22 protein-coding genes and 1 pseudogene are annotated in these 20707 nt (G+C 50.0%); 12 read left to right on the plus strand and 11 right to left on the minus strand.

The genetic code is table 11. The annotated features are described in order from the left end of the window. Positions 1 to 101 precede the first annotated feature (101 nt). Positions 102 to 245 carry a DUF3096 domain-containing protein gene (locus tag ACFQO0_RS09365; protein ID WP_382233941.1) on the plus strand — a complete coding sequence of 48 codons (144 nt, stop codon included), beginning with the start codon at positions 102 to 104 and terminating at the stop codon, positions 243 to 245. Between the two features lie 75 nt (positions 246 to 320). Then, positions 321 to 824, plus strand: coding sequence for a DUF4124 domain-containing protein (locus ACFQO0_RS09370; RefSeq protein WP_382233943.1), 504 nt, complete (start codon positions 321 to 323; stop codon positions 822 to 824). A 443-nt stretch (positions 825 to 1267) separates the two neighbouring features. Here ACFQO0_RS09370 and dsbG read toward each other — a convergent pair whose 3' ends face one another. Genes dsbG through dsbD form a run of 3 tightly spaced genes read right to left on the minus strand, consistent with a single transcriptional unit; the run spans position 1268 to position 4676 of the window. After that, complete coding sequence (gene dsbG / locus ACFQO0_RS09375; RefSeq protein ID WP_012080909.1) at positions 1268 to 2035, minus strand: thiol:disulfide interchange protein DsbG; 768 nt, start codon at positions 2033 to 2035, stop codon at positions 1268 to 1270. Beyond that, a complete protein-coding gene (locus tag ACFQO0_RS09380; RefSeq protein ID WP_012080908.1) occupies positions 2032 to 2871 on the minus strand; it encodes a TlpA disulfide reductase family protein in 840 nt (279 codons plus the stop codon). The genes dsbG and ACFQO0_RS09380 overlap by 4 nt, the downstream gene beginning before the upstream one ends. Further along, positions 2871 to 4676 carry a protein-disulfide reductase DsbD gene (gene dsbD, locus ACFQO0_RS09385; protein ID WP_382233946.1) on the minus strand — a complete coding sequence of 602 codons (1806 nt, stop codon included), beginning with the start codon at positions 4674 to 4676 and terminating at the stop codon, positions 2871 to 2873. Before dsbD ends, ACFQO0_RS09380 begins: the two co-directional genes overlap by 1 nt. 67 nt (positions 4677 to 4743) lie before the next feature. Here dsbD and ACFQO0_RS09390 point away from each other — a divergent pair, with 67 nt between their 5' ends. Then, positions 4744 to 5463: a response regulator gene (locus ACFQO0_RS09390; protein WP_012080906.1), complete on the plus strand. Its 720-nt coding sequence runs from the start codon at positions 4744 to 4746 to the stop codon at positions 5461 to 5463. Further along, positions 5460 to 6797 carry an ATP-binding protein gene (locus ACFQO0_RS09395; protein ID WP_012080905.1) on the plus strand — a complete coding sequence of 446 codons (1338 nt, stop codon included), beginning with the start codon at positions 5460 to 5462 and terminating at the stop codon, positions 6795 to 6797. Before ACFQO0_RS09390 ends, ACFQO0_RS09395 begins: the two co-directional genes overlap by 4 nt. 74 nt (positions 6798 to 6871) lie before the next feature. Here the strand turns inward: ACFQO0_RS09395 and ACFQO0_RS09400 are convergent, their stop codons facing one another. After that, positions 6872 to 7621, minus strand: coding sequence for an MBL fold metallo-hydrolase (locus tag ACFQO0_RS09400; protein WP_012080904.1), 750 nt, complete (start codon positions 7619 to 7621; stop codon positions 6872 to 6874). Between the two features lie 117 nt (positions 7622 to 7738). Between ACFQO0_RS09400 and ACFQO0_RS09405 the strand changes: the two genes are divergently transcribed. The 5 genes from ACFQO0_RS09405 to ACFQO0_RS09425 all read left to right on the plus strand — a co-directional run bounded on the left by ACFQO0_RS09405 (position 7739) and on the right by ACFQO0_RS09425 (position 10109). Further along, entirely contained in the window at positions 7739 to 8062 is a 324-nt protein-coding gene (locus ACFQO0_RS09405) for an ArsR/SmtB family transcription factor (RefSeq protein WP_041297161.1), read from the plus strand. Positions 8063 to 8066: 4 nt separating this feature from the next. Continuing rightward, a complete protein-coding gene (locus ACFQO0_RS09410) occupies positions 8067 to 8498 on the plus strand; it encodes a YeeE/YedE family protein (protein ID WP_012080902.1) in 432 nt (143 codons plus the stop codon). A 10-nt stretch (positions 8499 to 8508) separates the two neighbouring features. After that, positions 8509 to 8946, plus strand: a complete 438-nt coding sequence (locus tag ACFQO0_RS09415) for a YeeE/YedE family protein (protein WP_012080901.1) — start codon at positions 8509 to 8511, stop codon at positions 8944 to 8946. Positions 8947 to 8954: 8 nt separating this feature from the next. Next, complete coding sequence (locus tag ACFQO0_RS09420) at positions 8955 to 9752, plus strand: sulfite exporter TauE/SafE family protein (protein ID WP_012080900.1); 798 nt, start codon at positions 8955 to 8957, stop codon at positions 9750 to 9752. A 231-nt stretch (positions 9753 to 9983) separates the two neighbouring features. Further along, positions 9984 to 10109, plus strand: coding sequence for a YHYH domain-containing protein (locus ACFQO0_RS09425; protein ID WP_143710596.1), 126 nt, complete (start codon positions 9984 to 9986; stop codon positions 10107 to 10109). A gap of 64 nt (positions 10110 to 10173) precedes the next feature. Here ACFQO0_RS09425 and ACFQO0_RS09430 read toward each other — a convergent pair whose 3' ends face one another. The 7 genes from ACFQO0_RS09430 to ACFQO0_RS09460 all read right to left on the minus strand — a co-directional run bounded on the left by ACFQO0_RS09430 (position 10174) and on the right by ACFQO0_RS09460 (position 17536). Then, the gene (locus ACFQO0_RS09430; RefSeq protein ID WP_012080899.1) at positions 10174 to 10524 is read right to left on the minus strand and encodes a DUF3147 family protein; all 351 of its coding nucleotides are present in this window, start codon (positions 10522 to 10524) and stop codon (positions 10174 to 10176) included. Positions 10525 to 10639: 115 nt separating this feature from the next. Further along, positions 10640 to 11080 (minus strand): hypothetical protein, encoded by a 441-nt coding sequence (locus ACFQO0_RS09435; protein ID WP_012080898.1) that lies wholly within the window; start codon positions 11078 to 11080, stop codon positions 10640 to 10642. After that, complete coding sequence (locus ACFQO0_RS09440; protein WP_012080897.1) at positions 11070 to 14174, minus strand: efflux RND transporter permease subunit; 3105 nt, start codon at positions 14172 to 14174, stop codon at positions 11070 to 11072. Before ACFQO0_RS09440 ends, ACFQO0_RS09435 begins: the two co-directional genes overlap by 11 nt. A 10-nt stretch (positions 14175 to 14184) precedes the next feature. Then, positions 14185 to 15306, minus strand: coding sequence for an efflux RND transporter periplasmic adaptor subunit (locus tag ACFQO0_RS09445; RefSeq protein WP_012080896.1), 1122 nt, complete (start codon positions 15304 to 15306; stop codon positions 14185 to 14187). After that, complete coding sequence (locus ACFQO0_RS09450) at positions 15299 to 15859, minus strand: cytochrome c oxidase subunit II (protein ID WP_238379999.1); 561 nt, start codon at positions 15857 to 15859, stop codon at positions 15299 to 15301. The genes ACFQO0_RS09445 and ACFQO0_RS09450 overlap by 8 nt, the downstream gene beginning before the upstream one ends. Further along, positions 15856 to 17070 (minus strand): TolC family protein, encoded by a 1215-nt coding sequence (locus tag ACFQO0_RS09455; RefSeq protein ID WP_012080894.1) that lies wholly within the window; start codon positions 17068 to 17070, stop codon positions 15856 to 15858. Before ACFQO0_RS09455 ends, ACFQO0_RS09450 begins: the two co-directional genes overlap by 4 nt. A gap of 109 nt (positions 17071 to 17179) precedes the next feature. Next, entirely contained in the window at positions 17180 to 17536 is a 357-nt protein-coding gene (locus tag ACFQO0_RS09460; protein WP_238379998.1) for a hypothetical protein, read from the minus strand. A 196-nt stretch (positions 17537 to 17732) separates the two neighbouring features. On the opposite strand from ACFQO0_RS09460, the gene ACFQO0_RS09465 reads away from it, so the two are divergent. The 3 genes and pseudogenes from ACFQO0_RS09465 to ACFQO0_RS09475 form a co-directional block, all read left to right on the plus strand. Next, positions 17733 to 18665: a chromate resistance protein ChrB domain-containing protein gene (locus ACFQO0_RS09465; protein WP_012080892.1), complete on the plus strand. Its 933-nt coding sequence runs from the start codon at positions 17733 to 17735 to the stop codon at positions 18663 to 18665. Next, positions 18662 to 20035, plus strand: a complete 1374-nt coding sequence (gene chrA / locus ACFQO0_RS09470; RefSeq protein WP_012080891.1) for a chromate efflux transporter — start codon at positions 18662 to 18664, stop codon at positions 20033 to 20035. The genes ACFQO0_RS09465 and chrA overlap by 4 nt, the downstream gene beginning before the upstream one ends. A gap of 506 nt (positions 20036 to 20541) precedes the next feature. Then, positions 20542 to 20707 (plus strand): annotated as a pseudogene (locus ACFQO0_RS09475) (IS30 family transposase); the annotation flags it as partial.

Genomic DNA, 20707 nt, shown 5'->3' on the forward strand with positions numbered 1-20707 from the left:
TTGCTGATGTGGATAGTGCGACGTGGTCTGCAACATTATATGCAGATGAGGTAAGCTGGCGTTGCTTGCACATCCGATGCATGATTTTAAAAGGAAGTTCCATGAATTTGCACATTACCTTAGCTCCCTTGATTTCCCTGATTGCTGGTGTATTGATCCTGTTGATGCCGCGACTGTTGAATTTTATCGTGGCGATTTATTTGATCGCCATCGGCGTGATCGGGATATTTGGAATTCGTTACTGAGTCCACACAAGGTATATGTTCTGCATGCGATGGTTCTGACTATGTTGACAGCTTCGCTCGAGAAATGAGGCAATCATGAATGCCAAAACGGTGTTTTTACTTGCATGCTGCATGCTGTTTTCGGCAGCGTCTGCGGCAACCATTTATCAATGGGTCGATGAAAACGGGCGTACGCATATTTCCGATACGGTGCCGGCGCGCTACAAGGATGTGGCAACCAAGCTCGATACCGGGGCCTCGCGCGTAAGTGAAAAACAAAGGCAGGAGGCATTGGAGCGCGTTGCCAGAGAAAAACAGCAGATAGAGGCTGCCGACAAGGCAAGGGCCGAGGCCGCTGCAGCAGCGAGGGCTGCGGATCAGTCCGCGGGGCAAAAAAGTGCGATTCCCGTAGTCGATGGCAAGAACGACGACTGTGAAGAATTGATGCGAGCCTACCGCGAAAGCCAGGAATGCTTTGCGCCTTACATGCGAGTTGAGGGCGGGCCACGGGAAGAGGCCTACAAATACTGTACGCCGGTCCCCGACCCTTCCGGTAAATGCGGATTGCCTGGCGAATTGCCGGAAAGGATCAATCGGTGAGTGGCTTTTTCATCTAAATGTTTTTCCGCTTTCTTCCTGCGCCTATCTGATTCGCAAAACCTTCTGCATTTGTCCCTCCCATCCCTCAAACCTTGAGGGATGCGGCGTATTAGCTGCGTATTGATCAAATTTTTGCAGCTATTTGTGGGGTTAGGCAATTCGCTGACTATATAGCCGTTATAAAACAATGGCTTATCAGAATTTACAAGGCATATTGCTGACCTTTATGCAGGCATAAGATTGACTTATCGGACAATAATTAGTCATAAGACTGCCCTATTAAAAATCGTCGCAGTCCTTGGTTTTGAATCTCGAGGCTTTACTAGATGCGCCTAGCCTATAAAACCATTTGGGTAAGACGGATTTATAAATCTGCATCCGATCGTAGGAAGATGTCCGCAATCGGCCAAAAGCAGACATCTCACTTCTGCTGCATCGCATCACTACTTAGGTCCGAGTATTGCAGTCATCTGGGCTTCGGTTGGAAGGCCATTGTGCCGTTGCACCATACCTTTATCGTCGCGATACACAACAGCTGGGGTGCCCGTGAAGCCGGACCGGGCCATTAGTATCTGGTTCTCACCGAGTGCTTTCCGTGTCTTGTCACTAATATGCGTAGCTGGCTTGATTCCGCCTTTGGAATAGTTGGATTCGTTTTTCTTGAGTGCTGCTGCTGGATTTGCGGATTGCAGCATAGCCGCAGCCTTTGAAGCACTGTCTTCTTTAATGATGCCTACCATGATGTGTCGAATTTGTACCTTTCCACTATCCACCCATGGTCGTGCAGCCTGCCAGAAGCGATTGCAATAGGGGCAATTCGGGTCACTGAAGGTGAAAACAAGTTTAGGGGCACCTACATGGCCATCTTGAATCCAAGTCGAAACCTGCAATTGCTCCCACATTCTTTCTCCCATCGGCTTGAGAGCTAGTTCCTCTACCTGAGCTTCATCAAGTGCCTTGGCTTTTGAATCGACGCGGGTCCCAATAATTGCAGTCCCATCCTTTGACACGTAGATAGCAACGGGACGCATGCCAGCGGTCCCGGCAAATGCGCGCATGTCACCAGGAATTTCAAACTCCTGGACAACTTTGATTCCTTCGTCCTCCAAGGATTTGAGAACTGCTGGTCTAGCATTGTTCTGCGCAGCCACTGTTGTGGACAACAAGAACGTGATTACACAGAATATTCGAAGCTTAAATTTTGTTGTCATGGCTGTTCCTTTTCGGCTGCTTGAGCTGTAATGTTGAAATTTCGACGTAATGAGTCATATAGTGCAGGTAGAGTGAATTCGCCCATGTGCCTGTCCATAAGTCGACCTTCGCTGTCGAAGAAGAGTGTTGTTGGTAACCCAGAGATTCGTGCCTCGCGCATTAGCAAAGAACCTCTATCCAACACCATGTGCTCAAACTCCAACTTTTCCTTTTCCAGGAATTTGAATACCACAGCCTGACTTTCTCCCTGATTTAGCATGACGAACTTCACTTCGGGAAATGCCTCCTCAGCACGGCGGAATGCTGGCATCTCTCTTCTGCAAGGTGGGCACCATGATGCCCACAAATTAACCACAACAGGCCGCTTCTGGATATCACTCAATGTGACCGGGCCACCGTCCGAGTCTGAAAAAACTGTCGTTGGAAGACGAGGTGCATTGTCAGGGTTGACTGATTGGAGGTAGAGGCCAATGTTCAATGCGAAAGCACCGCTGATGATGCCGAAGATGACCGGTTTGCGAAGCTGCGTTTGCTTTCGTGTGCGAACGAATAGATAAATGGCACTGCCAACGACTCCACCTACCCATGAGAACCCGCCGTCACTGATTGCCAGAATCGACCTTGGACTTGCGCTGTACTCGGACCACCAAATAGCGATGTATACAACACGAGCACTCAAGAAGCCGATAGCGATAGTGTCCAGTACCTTATCACCGGCCTTTTTAAATGAACTTTCCTTTTGACGTTTAGCGAATAAACGCGCAACGGTCCACGCCACAAACATTGCAAAAAACAGGGCCAGTACTGAAAATGGGATAGGTCCTAGTCCTGACATCACATACCTGCCTTATCTAGCCGAGCCAAAAACTGGTCGGTATTAATTTCACCAACTGAACGCAAAGCGCGCTTTTCTTTCCCGTCTGCGCCAACAAAGATGATGGTGGGTGGTCCAAGAACACCCCAGCGTGAAAGTAACCTCTTATCATGCTCGTCATGTGCAGTCACGTCTGGACGGATGACCTGCACCCTTTTAAGCCGAGCGATTACCTGGTCATTGCCTAATACTTCCTTCTCGAAGATGTGACAGCTAACGCACCAGTCCGCATAGAAATCAATCATGGTCGATTGTCCACGAGTCGCTGCGTCCTGAATGAGCCGGTCAATATCTTCAGCAGACTTTGCAGGTACGTACTGAACTGACGATGGTGAGTTGGTCTGACTGACGGCTTGAAAATGCCCTAGTGGCCGTAGTAAAGAGTTTCCGCCTGAGGCTGCGCCAACAACCATGAGGACAGACCAAAGGCCGACGGATAGCGAAACTATTTTGAATGTCCAGCCTTTGCGTGAAGCAAGATAATGACTGCCGAGAAACCACGTACCTACTGTTATAGCGATACCCAGCATCCCTGACGCTGCTAGCACTATCTGGTCCGGCAAAAATCTCGAACCAAAATAGATAGCCATGGCAACCATGACATAACCAAAGGCAACACGCATCCTGTCCATCCACGCTCCGGGCTTCGGAAGAATGCGTGTTCCGAAAACAGCAATAAGGAAAAGTGGCAACCCCATACCCAGGCCCAAGGAAAACAACGCGAATCCGCCAGTGGCTGCATCACCTGTTTGACCAATGTAAAGGAGCGCACCTGCTAACGGTGCGGTCATGCACGGCCCGACCAGTATCGCGGACGCGAATCCGAGTAACACTGAGCCAACGATGCTACCTTGTGCGCGGTTTCCGCTCAAGCTGCTTAACTTGTTTGTTATGTAGGATGGCAATTGGAATTCAAACCATCCGAACATAGACGCAGCAAGTATCAGGAACAGAACTGCAAACGTGCCGAGTAGCCATGGCGACTGCAAAGCCGATTGCACATTCGAACCGGCAAGTCCTGTTACTACACCAAGTACGGCGTACGTCGACGCCATGGCTAGTACGTATGCTGCAGTGAGAGTTAGATTTCGCTTAACGGATGTACTTGTGCCGATAACCATAGTCGACACAATCGGAATCATCGGAAGGGAGCAAGGCGCAAAGGCCAACAGCAAACCAAGTCCCAAGAAGACAATACTGGCACCTACTGGCCCAAGCTGCGTTAGCCGCTGTGCATTGAGCTGGTCTTCTCCCTTATCATTGGTCGATGTTTCTTGACTGTCCGAAACCCAGGCAAGTTGCTTGCTTCTAAAAACTTCATTAGCGCTGTGGTCGGAGTGAATAAGTTGAGTTTGAGGTGGATAGCATATTCCCCCTTCAGAGCAACCTTGCCATTGAAGAGTAAGCGGTAGTTTGAAATCAATATTAGGAATCTGAAAGCGAAGCGATGCATTTTTGTAGATTTCCGTATCGCCAAAGAACTCATCATGTTTCGCTTCACCATCTGGAATCACAAATAAGATGTTGTTGTTCGAAGCATCTTTGATACTGAGGGAATGACGATAGACGTAGTATTGGTCAGCAATGTTGGTCTGAACAACCAGATTGTCCTCGCGACTCTCGATATTCGTCAGCTTCAAAACTTCACTTGGTTCCAAGAATGTCGCTTCAGCCGATGACATTGATGGCGCGCTCCAAGCCCATGGGACACAGGACCACACCAACAGCAACAGCATAACGAACGTCTTTTTCACTAACACACCCATCTCCAAACAAGTAATGAACCTATATTGAATGAGCCCGATTAACCGAGAGTTAAGAGCTAAATGACATATGAGTATTTGCGCATTTGACTTAAACTCAATGCAAAACAGCAATGGGAAAAGTGATATGCAGGTACTTGTCGTCGAGGATGATGAACTGATTGCAAGCGGTTTGGCTGCAGGCCTGCAAGCGCACGGTATGGTGGCTGTGTGTGTCACAACTGCAGTATCAGCGGAGCAGGCTATTTATGCGGCCGACTTCGATGTGATGGTCTTGGACCTTGGATTACCAGACCAAGATGGATTGACCCTGCTCAAAGAGACAAGAAGCCGCAAGCTTTCGCTCCCCGTGATTGTACTAACAGCAAGAGATGCGATTGAGTATCGAATCGCTGGATTGCAAAGCGGCGCCGATGACTACGTGCTGAAACCATTCGACTTAGGTGAACTAGCAGCCCGTATTCATGCAGTGGTGCGTCGAAGTAAAGGTCGAGCGACACAAGAAATTACAGCAGGCCCTTTAAGACTGGACCCGCAATATGGCCAGGTATGGCTGAACGAGAAACTTATTGCTTTATCTCGCCGAGAGTTCGACATACTGATTCATTTGGCAAATGCGGCAGGACATTGGCTTGCGCCCTCAACCCTACGTGACAGGGTTTTCGGAGAGGATATCCAAATCAGTAGTAATGCGCTCAACGTGCACATCCACAACATCCGTCGCAAACTTGGTGCTGAAGCGATTGAGACATCTCGCGGTTTAGGATTTCGTTTGGGGTGGCGTTTATGACGAGCATCCGCATTCATGCTGTATTGGTAACAGGTGTCGCACTTGTTCTGTTCTGGGCGTTATCTGCAATTTGGATGACCAATAGTGTTCAAGAAAATCTCGATGCAACCTTAGACCAAAGATTGTCGATGTCTGCTCGAATGGTTGCAGGCATTCTCAAAGATACAGGTATCGTCGGCCGTGCACCTCGCGAAGAATGGGATAGCGCCTTGAAGGTTGGCGGCGGCAAGGGTATTGCATGTCAGATTCGTACGATGCGAGGTGAAATTGTGGCTGAGACAGAAAATGGCCCTTTTCGAAACGTTGAGCCGTTACCTTTAGGATTGTCGACCAAGATAGTTGATGGCCAAACGTGGCGTGCTTACACGTTGCAAAGTGGGCAGTATCGAATTACCGCATCGGATTTAGTCGAAGAACGTCGACATTTTGTAGATGCTGTATTGCTATCGGCAGGGCTTCCCTTTCTGGTGGCGGTCATAGGCGGTCTATTGGCGCTATGGATTGGTATTGGCAAGGGACTTGGTCCGCTGGCTGCATTGAGCAAAACACTTCAGAAAAAGAATGCGAATGATTTGGCGCCAATCGCTGACCAGTATGCTTCTAAAGAGCTTCGACCAGTTATCGACTCTCTGAATCAGATGCTGGGGCGAGTCAGCAGTACGTTGGTTCAGCAGCGAGCTTTTACGGATGGTGCCGCGCATGAGCTCCGAACACCTTTAACGATTATAGGGACACATCTTCAAGTCGCGAAGCTCTCGACAGGAACCGCACTTGAAGTTTCATTGAACAGCGCGGAAGAAGGTGTTCGTCGTCTAAATCACACTCTGGAACAGATGATGGCACTTGCTCGCGCTGACAGTGTGACCGTGGAAGAAGAGTGCGATTCTGTCTCTCTGGTCATCGAAGAATTGGTCGAACGACTTCCGACAGTTTCCATGCGACGCCTTCGGATTGATTTCGCTGAGCAAGATGCCGGCGCAAAGGTTCCGGCTTCCTTACTCCATACCGCAGTAAGAAATCTACTTGATAACGCCTTTCGGTACTCAATGGGCATGGTCTTACTCTCGGTGACCTTCGACAATCACAAAAAGCTATGCCGAATTTCTGTTGCAGATAGCGGCCCTGGACTAACTGAAGAACAAATATCAGTCGTCAGCCAACGATTCTGGCGGGGAAAAACCTCGACGCATACTCAAGATGGTTCAGGCCTTGGTTTGTCCATTGTGAGCGCTATTGTCGGGCGGTATGGTGGAGACCTCATATTGGCTGGCCGGTCCGAAGGTGGCCTTATCGCAGAACTTGTGATTCCAGCCTTCACTCATGAGGATGCATGATTTTCGCTATCAGCTAGGTCCCCCCTAAATCCCGTCAGCTGCAGACGCTGATTCATCGCCACGACATCTCTCCGTCAACCTTGCGGGCTCCGATTCATTTGCTGGCAATAGCTCTCCAAATTCTCCGGTAAGTCCTTCGGACAAACCCCGCATTGCTGGTTGCCTAAAACAGCATAGTCAATGAACTTTGGATATGGCAGATTCAGATTCGCCATAATGTGCTTAAACTCTTCGAGTGTCTTGTTGTCACCCAAGCGGGGATTGCGTGCTTTTTCCTGGGCTATGGACGACACAAAGCGCTGTTTGTAGTCATGGCTCGGATATACCAACGTCTCATCCGGCAAGGAAAACAGCTTTTCCTTCACGCTTTTATACAGCGCGTCGGCATCACCATTCTGAAAGTCAGTACGACCGCAGCCTTCAATCAGCAACGCATCCCCAGTAAATACCCGGTCGTTAAACAAGTAGGAAAAATGCCCCTCGGTATGGCCAGGCGTATGGAGTGGATGTAGCGTGATGCCGTCGACTTGAAACGGTTTGCCTTCCTCAATGCCGATGTCCGTGCAGGATAGGTTGTCATGTGCCGGCGTAGCAATCTTGCTGCCAACTGCGCGCTTGAGCTCGAGCGCCCCGGTGATGTGGTCCGCATGAATGTGGGTGTCAACTGTGTATGCGAGTTTCAAGCCGAGACGGTGTACTTCTGCTAAATCGCGCTCCATAGTAGAAATAACAGGGTCGATGAGAATGGCGCGACCGGTTTGTTCGTCCCCCAGCAAGTAGGTATAAGTGCTAGACAGCGGTTCGTAGAGTTGTCTGAAAATCATAATGGCTCCTGAATGAGTCAAAAAAAATGGTAGTAACTTTTTCGCAAATAATATATGTTAAAATATATTATTATAGTATATTATTTTGGTGTAAAGCGTTACTTCACCCGATTTCATATGACCAATCCAAAGCAAATTGAATTAGTAAAACTCCAGGCAGCTGCTGGACAGGCCTGCGGCTTACTGAAGACTCTTGCCAACCCTGACCGCTTGCTGCTGCTATGCCAGATGACGCAAGGAGAATACTCGGTCGGCGAGTTGGAAACGATGACCGGGATTCGCCAACCGACGCTGTCGCAGCAATTGACCGTGTTGCGGGAAGAGAAGGTTGTAAACACTCGTCGCGAAGGCAAGCAGATTTTCTACAGCGTTAGCAGCCCAGAAGCGCTGGCGATACTACAAGTACTTTACCAGTTGTACTGTCCAAAGGATGAGGAGTAACGAGATGACGATTGACTGGATTCACTTCACGCCATGGGCCTCGCTTGTTGGCGGCTTGTTGATTGGTGTATCGGCCACGCTGCTCCTGTTCTTCAACGGCAAAATCGCTGGTATCAGCGGAATTGTGGGCGGCCTGTTCAGACCGTTCAACGGCGACATCGGATGGCGCGTTGCCTTCATCGTTGGCTTGGTGTGCGCACCGCTTGTCTATGGCTTCGCAGTGCCGCTTCCTGACGTAAGCTTCGATACCAGCATGCCAGCACTCATCGTCGCCGGACTGCTGGTGGGCATTGGCACCCGTTATGGTGCGGGCTGTACCAGCGGGCATGGCATATGTGGTCTGTCTCGCCGTTCACCGCGCTCGATGGTGGCGACTCTGGCCTTTATGTTTGCAGGGTTTGTGACTGTCTACCTCGTGCGTCACGCGTTTACTTGAGGAGACTGAAATGACATTGCTGATGTCGTTATTAGCCGGCTTGGTATTCGGTCTTGGTCTGATTATTTCAGGCATGGCAGACCCATCCAAGGTACTTGGATTTCTGGACCTGGCTGGAAACTGGGACCCGTCACTTGCCTTTGTCATGGGGGGCGCACTGCTAGTCGGCTCGCTGGCATTCCCGTTCGCAGTCAAGCGACCGCAATCACTGCTGGGTGAAGCAATGCGTCTGCCGACAGCCACGAAAATTGACCGGCGGCTTGTGCTTGGTAGTTTGACCTTTGGCGTCGGTTGGGGCTTGGCGGGATATTGCCCGGGGCCTGCCCTGGTATCGCTTTCCCAAGGGGGCGCAAAGCCCTTGCTGTTCTTCTTTGCGATGATAGTCGGCATGCTCATATTCGAGCTCCTAGAGCGCGTATCAGCAGCGTCGCACAAGAAAGCCGCATAAATACACCCATGCTATCTAGTCTCGTTTTAGGAGCGACGGTCGGGCTTGTCATGGGCTTGACGGGAGCAGGTGGAGGCATCCTTGCCGTACCGCTCCTTGTGTTTGCGCTTAACATGACAGTCAGTGACGCCGGACCAATCGCGCTACTTTCGGTCGGAATCTCGGCAGCGGTAGGAGCAATGATTGGCTTTCGGGCTGGAGCTGTCCGTTATCGGGCAGCAATGGTGATAGCAGGCACCGGCATACTTGCTGCTCCAATAGGGTTATGGCTTGCCCAGCGCCTTGATACAAATCTTCTTAGTATTTTGTTCGCAGTCGTATTGATTTGGATTGCGTACAAAAACTTGATGGACGGCCGACAAAAAACACAAAAAGCAGTCAATGGGGATTCCTTACCGTGTATCCGTGACGAAAAAAGTGGTCGCTTTGTTTGGACCAGCAAGTGCGCAAGCCGGCTATTGTTAGCCGGTAGCTTTGCCGGGATATTGTCCGGCCTGCTAGGAGTAGGTGGTGGTTTTGTGATGGTGCCCGCTCTGCAACGCTATACCGACTTGGCAATGAAGTCCGTGGTGGCAACGTCGCTTGCAGTCATTGCATTTATATCGCTCACAGGGGTAGTTGTGAGCATATCTGCTGGGCACTTTGACCAAGGTGTCGGTGTGCCTTTCGCCGCGGGCTCAGCTCTGGGAATGCTTATAGGTCAACCTCTGTCGTTGCGACTACCTGCAAAGTATTTGAAGATTGCTTTTGCAATCATTTGCATACTTGTCGCTTGCCTAATGGTTGGCAAAACCATTTCGAGTTGACTGACAGGTGGTTGCGTAGGTTAATCGCTTTGCCTGCAATTCATCCGTTGTCCTGTTAATGCCCGCTTTGGGTCGAAGCCGGACGACCGCTATCGGCCAATAGCAGACACTCGGTTTCTTAATCAGGCACGGCACGGGAAGCGAATTCTCTGTTTTAGCCATATTCATGGGATGCGGTAAAACTCCTACGCTCTTACACTCCATGTATGACTAAAACATAGGGAAATGGCGATGAAAAAAATAATAATGGCAATGCTGGTGACCTCGATTGCATCTTTTGCTTTTGCTCATTCCGGTGGCACTGATAGCAACGGTTGTCATAATGATCGAAAAAATGGCGGTTACCATTGTCATTAATTAGCAAGATAAAAAAACCGGCATTGGCCGGTTTTTTTACGTCCCAATTTAGCCGCTAACACTTTTAGATCAGTTCAACACCAAATCGACGCATAACAAATGCAAAAGTAGCAAAGCAAATGAGCGTGATTACGACAGAAGCGAGAAGCGTTGGCCAAAAACCTATCCGCGGTAGCAGTGTGGGAAAAATCAAAAACATCGGCAAGGTTGGAACTACATACCAAAAGGTATACCACGCGTGATTGGCGATTTTTGCTTCCGGTTGCTTTTCAATGTAAAGCCAAATCAGCGTCAGCACTGTAATCATCGGCAATGCAGCGATTAAGCCGCCGAGTTTGTCGCTACGTTTGGCAAACTCCGAAACAAGAACAACCACGCCGGCAGTAATTAGATATTTGGTGATAATCCAATACATATTTTTCCTATATAGCTGATGCTGGCATTAACAAAAATTGACGGGCGAGACGTTCAAAAAGTACAAAGTAATGAATGCCTCGATCATTACTCTGTACATATGAGCAGCACCAACTTTATTTAACTGCAAATCTCACGTTAACAGTGCTTTTATCGGCAAAAGTAATTGCTGCAACGACCTTTGCACCCTTAGATAATTTGACTTCACCTTTCGATACCAGCTGGTTGGTTCCAGCAGCTTCAAGTGGCACTTCGGTTTTTTCAGCGCCATTAAGAATAGTAAGTTTGCCTGTTGCACCCGCAGTGGAAAGTGCTTCGTCATGATCTTCAACATAGATCGTGGCTTTGCCATCTTTAGCGACTAATTCAAAGTTCAAATCATTAACGCTCTGCGCAATACCACCGTGACTTGCTTTTGCGCCGTGTGCGAGAACTTGACCAGTGGTGGTAAGTGCAATTGCCATTGTTACCAAAGCTAAAATCTTCTTCATCATTTTCTCCAAAAAATGTGGCGTGTCTTGAATAGGTGCCGCCACATAAACCTTATTAATAAGCATTTTCCTGTTGCCCTGCAATCAGTCGTTCAAGTGGCTTGCGTCCGACTAACCAAAATATCAGTGGAGTGAGAAGCGAGTCGAGAATCGTCGAGCTAATCAGACCTCCAAAAATCACGACCGCAACCGGATGCAAAATCTCTTTGCCCGGCGCATCCGCCGCCAATAACAATGGTGTCAAGGCAAAGGCAGCTACCAATGCTGTCATCAACACGGGTGTTAGTCTTTCCAGCGAGCCGCGCACGATCATCGGCAGGCCGAACGCTTCGCCTTCGAACTTGCAGAGATTGATGTAATGACTGACTTTGAGGATGCCATTACGCGTTGCGATACCGGCTAGCGTAATAAAACCAACCATGGATGCTACAGACAGCGATACGTCGGCAATCCACATCGCGATGACGCTACCAATCAATGCAAAGGGGATGTTGCCCATAATGACCAACGCCAGGACGCCAGATTTATATCGCGAATAGAGCACGAGGAAAATCATCGCCAACGACAATAGGGATAAGCCTACGATAAGTTTCATCGCTTTTTCTTGCGCTTGGAATTGTCCTTCGACACTCACGAAATAGGCGCTAGGCATTGGTGTCGCGGCAATTGCGGCACGAACGTCGCCGATGATGCGCGACATGTCAGATCCGTCTGTATTGGCATAGACGACAATGCGTCTTCTGCCATTTTCTCTACCAATCTGGTTCGGCCCGTCGCCTTCCTCAACAGTTGCAATCGATGACAACGGTATTTTTCCCGCAGGTGTATCTATCATTACGCGGGATAGGTCTTGGGGTGAACGACCATCGTCCGGCAGGCGTATCGTCACATCGAATCTACGAATCCCATCGACAACTTGCGCAATGCGCTTTCCTTCCGAAAGCGTTTCCAACATGGTCAATAATTGGCCTGGAGCTATTCCATACTGAGCGGCCTTACGATAATCCACGTGTATTTTGATTTGCGGAATAAGAACTTGCCGCTCAACCGAGAGATCCACAAGGCCGGGCACCGTAACCAAACGTGAACGCAATCCTTCTGCCAATCCACGCAGGGTATCGGTATCGTCACCGTAAATCTTCAGTGCAATCTGCGCGCGCACACCAGAAAGCAGATGATCAAGCCGATGTGAAATCGGCTGTCCAATCGCTACCGATGCCGGGATGGTCGAAAGCTGCGCGCGAATGTCCGCCATTATTTCTTCCCGACCACGTTCTGATCGCTTCAGGTCGACGTCAATTTCTGACGAATGAACCCCTTCGGCATGTTCATCAAGTTCAGCACGGCCAGTGCGTCGTCCAACCTTGATTACTTCTGGAACCTGTCGAATGAGCGTTTCAGCCATTGCACCCATTCGATTGGCTTCTGCCAATGAAGTGCCTGGGGTGAATGTCATGCCCATCACCAAAGAACCTTCGTTAAATGGCGGCAAAAAAGCACGAGGAAAGAATGCAATCGTAGATGCAGAGGCAACGACTAGAAATGCAGCTACAGCCAGAATCATTTTTGATCTTGGGAATGACCACATTAGCACTCGCTCATCCCATGCCTTCAGGCGGCTGACCAGAGGGCTATCGCCGTGCTGGAGCTGCTTCATGTGTGGCAACAGGTAATAAGCCAGCACAGGAGTGATCGTCATGGAAACCAACATTGAGGCCAGTATCGACACAATGTAAGCAATACCAAGCGGCGCGAACAAACGGCCTTCAATTCCAGGTAAGGCGAACAGCGGCACGAATACAAGGACAACGATAACGGTTGCATACACGATGCCAGAACGCACCTCGACCGATGCGCGCCAGATTACTTCCATTACCGATAGTGATTTGTCTCCGACACTTCGCTGCTTGAGACGCCGCAAAATATTTTCAACATCCACTACCGCATCATCGACGAGTTCGCCGATTGCAATGGCGAGACCGCCGAGTGTCATCACGTTGATCGATTGACCCAGCAAGTGAAATGCGACGGCAGTTACTGCAAGCGATAAAGGAATCGCAATAAGTGATATTGCGGTGGTCCGGACATTGAGCAAGAACGCAAACAAGATAATCGCAACGAGGATTGCACCATCACGCAATGCTTCCACCACGTTATTGATCGATGCTTCAATGAAGTCAGCCTGTCTAAACAGCACTTCCGGCGCGGAAAGACCCTCAGGAAGCCCTTGTTTGAGTTCACTTAATGCGGCCTCAATATCTCGCGTCAACTTGACCGTATCTGCAGCCGGCTGTTTCTGCACGCTGACGATTACTGCTGGCTTGCCGTTAAGTCCTGCATCGCCTCGTTTAAACGCTGCAGCGAACCGCACGGTTGCTACTTGATCTATTAATACAGGTTTGCCATTCCGGTAGGTAACCGCCAATCCTTTTGCGTCTTCCAGACGATTGGTACGCCCCAGATTGCGAATCAGATACTCTCGACTATTAAGGTCAATGAAACCGCCGCTTGTGTTGGCGGCAAAGCCACGTAGTGCGCTTTCGATTTGTTCAAGCGTCACATTGAACTGCGCCATGCGTGCTGTATCCGGCTCAACCCGCAACTGCCTTACGTCACCGCCAATAGGAATGACCTGGGATACGCCGGGAATAGACAGTAACCTCGGCCGTAGTACAAAGTCGGCATATTCCCGCGCGCGCATTGGATCGGTTTTAGCGATATCAATAGGGAGTGCTATCAACATTACTTCGCCCATGATGGAGGAGACCGGTCCCATGATTGGCGTAATGCCATCGGGCAGTTGTTCCTTCACAAGTGCAAGTCGTTCCGATACCAGCTGTCGGTTTCGGTAAATGTCTGTGCCCCAATCGAACTCGGCGTACACAATCGACAAACCGACGCCCGCCACTGAACGCACTCTAGTCACGCCCGGCATCCCGTTCAACGATGTTTCAACGGGAAACGATACCAACTGCTCGACTTCTTCAGGAGCCATGCCTCCGGCCTCTGTCAGAACCGTCACTAATGGCTTATTCAAATCCGGGAATACATCAATCGGTGTACGCAATGCCATTAATGTGCCGTACACCATCAAAAGCAATGCTGCCGCTAAAACAAATATGCGATTGGTCAGACTGAAACGAACTATCCAGTTAAACATGAGTTCGCCCCTATCGGATTTGATTGATCAGTGCAGTGCCTGACACAACAACGCGATTTTCGGGAGAAAGCCCCTTCACCACAACGATTGTGTTTGCATCCAATGCGCGTGTTTCAACCTTCTGAGCAATAAAACGTTCAGCACCTGATTTGATCCAGACGATGGGCTGGTTTTCAGGATTGCGTACCAGCGCCTCTGCAGGGAGTGCGATTCCCTTTACCTTTTCGTTCAGTTTAGCGATGACGGTAACGGGTTGGCCCACAGCTAACGCCATTCCTTTTCCCTGCGCCTGAAAAGTGATTGGCAATGCACCATCACGTAAGCTGCGTCCGCCACCCAATAGAATCAGGTCGATAGCCGGAAAGGACACCAGACTTGCTTGCCCAATGCGATTCGCGAGTGCAACGTCCGTGCTGCTTGCTTCAACAAACATACGATTCGGATCAATGATTTCGAATAACACATCGCGTGCTTCTACTATTTGCCCGCTTAAAACGTTTGCGCTGGCGACTATGCCGGACGCTGGCGCCGTAATGCTCTCGCTACCGATGACACTTACAGACACAGCCCGTTCACGTCCTTTCAAACTGCTTAGCTCTGCACGTGCTGCCTCAATGTCTTTTTGAGGAACGCTACCTTCCAGCGATTCGAGACGTTCAACTCGTTGCTTTGCCAAAATAAGGTTGGCGCGTAGGTCAGCTAACTGTGCCTCTTGATTGCTACGGTCAATGGCACTGGCGACGGGTTTTATACGGATGAGAATCTGTCCCTTCTCAACGCGTTGGCCAGCTACTGGCAATCCCTTTGGGCCAGCTTCAATGCGACCAGAAAATGGTGCTTGTACGCGTCCGCCAGCATTCGGATCTATCGCCACGCGGCCATTCAGTTCAACGGTTAGTGGATGGTCATTCTCGACCGCCATTACCGTTCGGATGGCCATACTTCTTTGCGCCTGTTTAGGAACATTGACGCTGCCATCAGGCAGGCGTGCCAATCCGCTACCGCTACCTGACGCCGCACCGTCCAAGTGCTCCCCATCTGGGCCATGCGCACCTGGCGCACCGCTAGCTATCGGTGAAAGCAATCCAATTACGAATGCCGGAATGACAAAAAAAGCGAGTTTGTTATGCATGATTATTTCCTGTCGATTTTTTGCGGCGGCGGAATCTGATGATCGCGTATAGCAGTACGGCTACCGCGAATAAGCCCACAGCACTCCATGCCCATGGAAAATGTGAGTGGTCGTCTGCATCAACCTCGCTTGCTACCGTGAGCGTGCCTTCCAGCAAATCACTTTCGTTAGCTGTAGATAACGTGAAGAGAAGCGAATGCTTTCCCGGTGCAGCTAGCGCCTTCAACATACGTTCGTCACTGACTGCATAGTCGCCGTGATCACTATGAAACTTTGCAAGCACTTTCAAGCCGTTTAAATCAACCTCTAACTTTGCATTGAGCACTGGCTCGTTGGTTTCGTAACGGTCGATCAAGATCGATAGCTCGTCTGCTTGCAGGCGGCCGACCAATTCAAATGACTCAGTGAAAGTTTCAACACGAGGTCCCGCGTCACGATGTGTGTGTCCAGAGGCGCCATCCAGATGCTCGCCATCTGGACCATGTGCACCTGGTGCGGCAACAGCTGACATGGTCAGCACAAAATATAAAATACAAAATTTGAGTAGCTTCACGGGAGTATTCCTAAGGCTTGATTTAAACGCGCATGGGCTAGTCCCACTGCGACTTTCTGCTGTCTTTCACTTACATCAGCTTCATGGCTGAGTGCATGAGACCGTAATAGATCGTTCAATCCACGTTCGCCCATACGAAATGACTTGGCAATCAGCTCGGTATGTTCTCGTGTAAGCGCGGCACGCTCCGAAGCAGCTTGCAGCCCTTGCTCGGCGGCTGTTAGTTGTTGGCGTGCCAGTTCTATATCGCTTTGAAGGATGCTCTCGGTTTGCGCTGCTTCTGCTCTAGCGGTTTCGATTTTGGTGAGTGCTGCCGACTCTAATGGAAGGTTGCGCGCATTTGTTCCGAATGGAATCTGGACAGCAATTCCGACACTCTGGGTGGACCCGCTCACCAACCCATCTTGTTCACGTCGCATTAATAAGCCAACAGTAGGTGGGTCGCTACGCGTCGAGTTCACTGCATGAAGAGACGCTTGCGAACGCTGTATTGATTTACGCGCAAACAGCATTCGGGGATGCGGCTCTTGCATTGATACTGCAATAGGTTCAGGTACAGGGGACGGGATGCTTTGCTGGCCGGTTAGCGTAACGTAGCGGGCCGTTGCAACTTGTAGCCGAGTCTGTGCGACGGTGATTGCACTTTTTGCAGCGAGGACTTCTTGCTGTGCGAGCAAACCATCAGTGCGAGCAAGGTCTCCCGCTTTTACACGACGCATGACATCACCAGAGAGTGCGTCAAGGTGACGCTGATGATCCTGCACCTCCGCCAGCTCTTCGCGAGCGGCAGCAACTGCCCATAGCTGTTCGCGTACCTCGCCGGCGATAGCTAGGCGCGTTTGCGCTATTTGCGCTTCTAACTCTTCAGCGTTGACAGTGGCCAAGGACTCTCGTGCTGATCTCTGGCCTGGCAACCAAATCGGTGCGGAAACAGAAACCTCTGTTTCGCGATAACCGGTTTGATTGCTTCCGCGGTCATTGCGTTGGGATAAGCCAACTGAAGGGGAGCCGGCAATCCAAGATTGCGCTGATTCCTGGCCTGCAACAGACTCGCCTCGGCGGGCTTCAAGCGTACGAGCCAAAGGCGATCTTTGCCAGGCGGCATCCACTGCAATCGAGAGCGGCGTATTGGATTCAGATAGGGCTATAGGTGCTGTAAGCACCAATGCGGCTAAAAGACATAAACGACAAAATATAGAACTGGCAAACATGCGATCTCCATTCGGTAACCAAAAAGGTGAACCGAAGGTATGCACATGCCAAACGGAATACTTCCGTGCGGAGTTTAATAAATATTAAAAAGGCAATACCCTCGGTAGATTAACCGAGGGATGAGGGAGGTCGCTGTGGACGTTCGAGATGAGGATTTGGTATATGAAAATAGTTGCGTTCTGACTCAACAACGATGAACGCAATCAGTGGACTTAACGGTGTAACGCTAGCAGGCAAAGTTGCGCTCTGTCCCGATGCGGCGTGATCCGAGAAATGCTGGGCTGATTCGCTTGAGTCATCGTAATGAATTGAGCCGTCATCGCCATGATGATGATTGATACCTTCCTGATGCACCAGTTCGTGCGAAAGGTCGTATGCGCTTCCGGACGACAGCCAAGCTCCTTGCATAGCAAAGCTATGTAAGGGCAAAAGCATCAACAGGAAAATGCAGAAATAACGACGCACGAAGTTCTCGCAGACCAAATAGTGGGCTGATTATAGCAACTAATTTCTACGTTAAACCTATTCAATATCGGCTCGACTTGGTTATAGCCAATGAACGTCCGCCGTTGCTAAGGCTCCTTCGATCAAACTCACGGACCTTGCATCCGCCAATTTATATGGTAGAGTTCAATACATAATTGTAGAGAAAGCTACCAATATGAAATGGATACTACTGATTCTGACCCTGCCGACTGAAAACGCTACGGCGCGAATGCGGGCATGGCGGGCGCTCAAATCGTCCGGTGCTGCGGTTTTGCGTGATGGTGTGTATCTATTGCCTGAACAAGGTGTCAACAAGGAGACGCTCTCAGAAATCGCCGACGATATCGACAAGAATGGCGGCACGACGCATTTACTGCAGACGAATACCGATAACGAAGCGTTCGTTACTTTGTTTGACCGTTCAACAGAGTTCGCAGAGTTGTCAGCTGAAATTGCTCTGCATCGTGCCAAGCTCAACGACGAGACTGCGAATGAAGCACTGAAGCAAGCACGCAAATTGCGTAAAACATTTGACCAGTTAGTCGCTATCGACTTCTTTTCTAGTGAATCGCAAAAGCAAACCGCTGCAGCATTGCTGGAGTTAGAGACCTCCGCGATTCGCACGTTATCGCCGGACGAACCGCATTCCATTTCAGGAGAGATTCCTCGGTTATCACTTGCCGATTATCGCGGCCGCACTTGGGCGACACGTGCTCGTCCATGGATGGATCGTCTTGCAAGTGCATGGCTGATTCGTCGCTTTATCGATGCCGATGCGCAGATCTTGTGGGTGGCCTCGCCTGCAGATTGTCCGCCTGATGCTTTGGGATTCGATTTTGACGGCGCGACGTTCTCTCATGTCGGGGCCAAGGTCACGTTCGAGACCTTGTTATCAAGCTTTGGCCTGGACTCACCCTCGCTCTCACGGCTCGGTGCCATTGTCCATTTTATTGATGCCGGTGGCATACAGCCGCCAGAAGCCAGTGGTATCGAACGTGTATTGGCAGGCGTGCGCGCAACCATTACCGATGACGATCAACTTTTAGCCATAGCGTCAGGCATTTTTGATGCCCTGATAACCAATTTTGAACAGGACATTTCTACATGAGTACCACTGTATCCACGCAGGTCGAATCAGCTGAGGAAGTCGCGAGACCTACTGAGGTTCCGTTCTGGGAAGCACTTAAGCTGTGGTTCAAGTTAGGTTTCATCGGTTTCGGTGGTCCTGCTGCGCAAATCTCACTCATGCACAGAGAATTGGTCGAGCAGCGGCGCTGGATCAGTGAGAGGCGGTTTCTCCATGCGCTGAACTATTGCATGCTGCTACCCGGACCGGAAGGGCAACAGCTCGCGACTTATATGGGATGGCTAATGCACCGTACCAAAGGCGGCATTGCCGCTGGTGTGCTGTTCGTGCTGCCATCACTATTTTTTCTGATCGCGCTATCTTGGCTGTATATCGCTTACGGTCATGTGCCTCTGATTGCAGGTTTGTTTTACGGCATCAAGCCTGCGATTACCGCGGTTGTTGTACACGCCGTTCATCGTATTGGTTCGCGCGCTTTGAAGAACAATCTGATGTGGGCAATTGCCGCCGCATCATTTGTCGCCATCTTTGCAATGAACGTACCTTTCCCTGTCATCGTTGCAACAGCAGCGCTCATTGGTTATCTCGGTGGCCGCTATATTCCGAACAAATTTACAGTAGGCGGTGGTCACGGCGAATCAAAAAAATCGTATGGCCCGGCATTGATCGACGATGACACGCCGACACCTGAACATGCGCAATTCCGTTGGTTTGGATTGACGAAGATACTGATCGTAGGTGGGGTACTGTGGTGTGTCCCGATGGCTGTCTTGACGCTGCGATTCGGTTGGGACCACACGTTGACGCAAATGGGATGGTTCTTTACGAAAGCGGCACTGCTGACTTTTGGCGGTGCCTATGCCGTATTGCCTTACATTTACCAAGGTGCGATCGGGCATTACAACTGGCTGACGCCAACGCAGATGATTGACGGCTTGGCCTTGGGTGAAGCTAACCCTGGCCCACTCATCATGGTGGTGGCGTTTGTAGGATTTGTTGGCGCTTATGTACAAGCTGTATTCGGCCCTGATTTACAGTTTCTTGCTGGAGCTACCGCAGCAGTGCTCGTGACATGGTTCACATTTCTGCCATCGTTTATCTTTATTTTGGCTGGCGGTCCATTGGTCGAATCGACTCATGGCAATCTGAAGTTCACCGCGCCATTAAGTGGTATTACGGCCGCCGTCGTTGGCGTCATTCTTAACCTGGCGGTGTTCTTCGCCTATCACGTCCTATGGCCGCAAGGCTTCGCAGGCGCCTTCGACTGGATCGCTGCACTTATGTCAATTGCTGCTGCAATTGCATTGGTTCGCTACAAACGCAATGTGATCCACGTCATCGCGGCCAGCGCAGTGATGGGACTAATCTTGAAAACAGTTTTTGCAGTTTGATTCATTTACGTTATCTGGCCTACACGGCTGACCGCAAATGACAAACGAGTTCAAAAGATGGAGTCGGAATGTAGCAAATGCCGATTTGAAGAAGGATATTTCCATCTCATCCAATACCAGTCTACTGAATGCAGGTGGTTGGTTGATGGAAATAGACAAAGCCGCGGTACGGCAACAAGCTTTGAATCTAATGAAATGCATAGAGACGGACGATAACCTGCAAACAGCTTGTACCTGTTTACCGGAGATTTTGCTTTTGCTAAATGCCTCGCTTGATGAAACTCTGGACCTACCCTTCAGGGGAGACACGCCTTGTTCTGTAGACCTAGAAAGATTGCGTACCTCTGTCGCCTCAAATCGCGACTTCCGTTATAGGTATTACAGTTTTATATCTCTGATCCGAGGTTGGCCGAGGTTTTAACCTCTTCATGAATGTCCGCTTTGGGTGGCGGTTTCAACCGGTGAATGCAACACACTAAAGGCTATGCAGATAGCGGGAGTGTGTCATGGTTCGCCGAACAAGGATCATTTATACCGATAGCCAAAAGGCTCTGATGTGGGATCGCTGGAAGAAGGGAGAATCTCTCCAGCAGATTGCTCAGCTATTCGATCGAAACCATTCGTCTGTGCAACGCATTCTGGCTGATAGTGGTGGAATCCGACCACCACCAC

Source organism: Herminiimonas aquatilis (assembly GCF_042665175.1).
GTDB lineage: Bacteria > Pseudomonadota > Gammaproteobacteria > Burkholderiales > Burkholderiaceae_D > Oxalicibacterium > Oxalicibacterium aquatilis.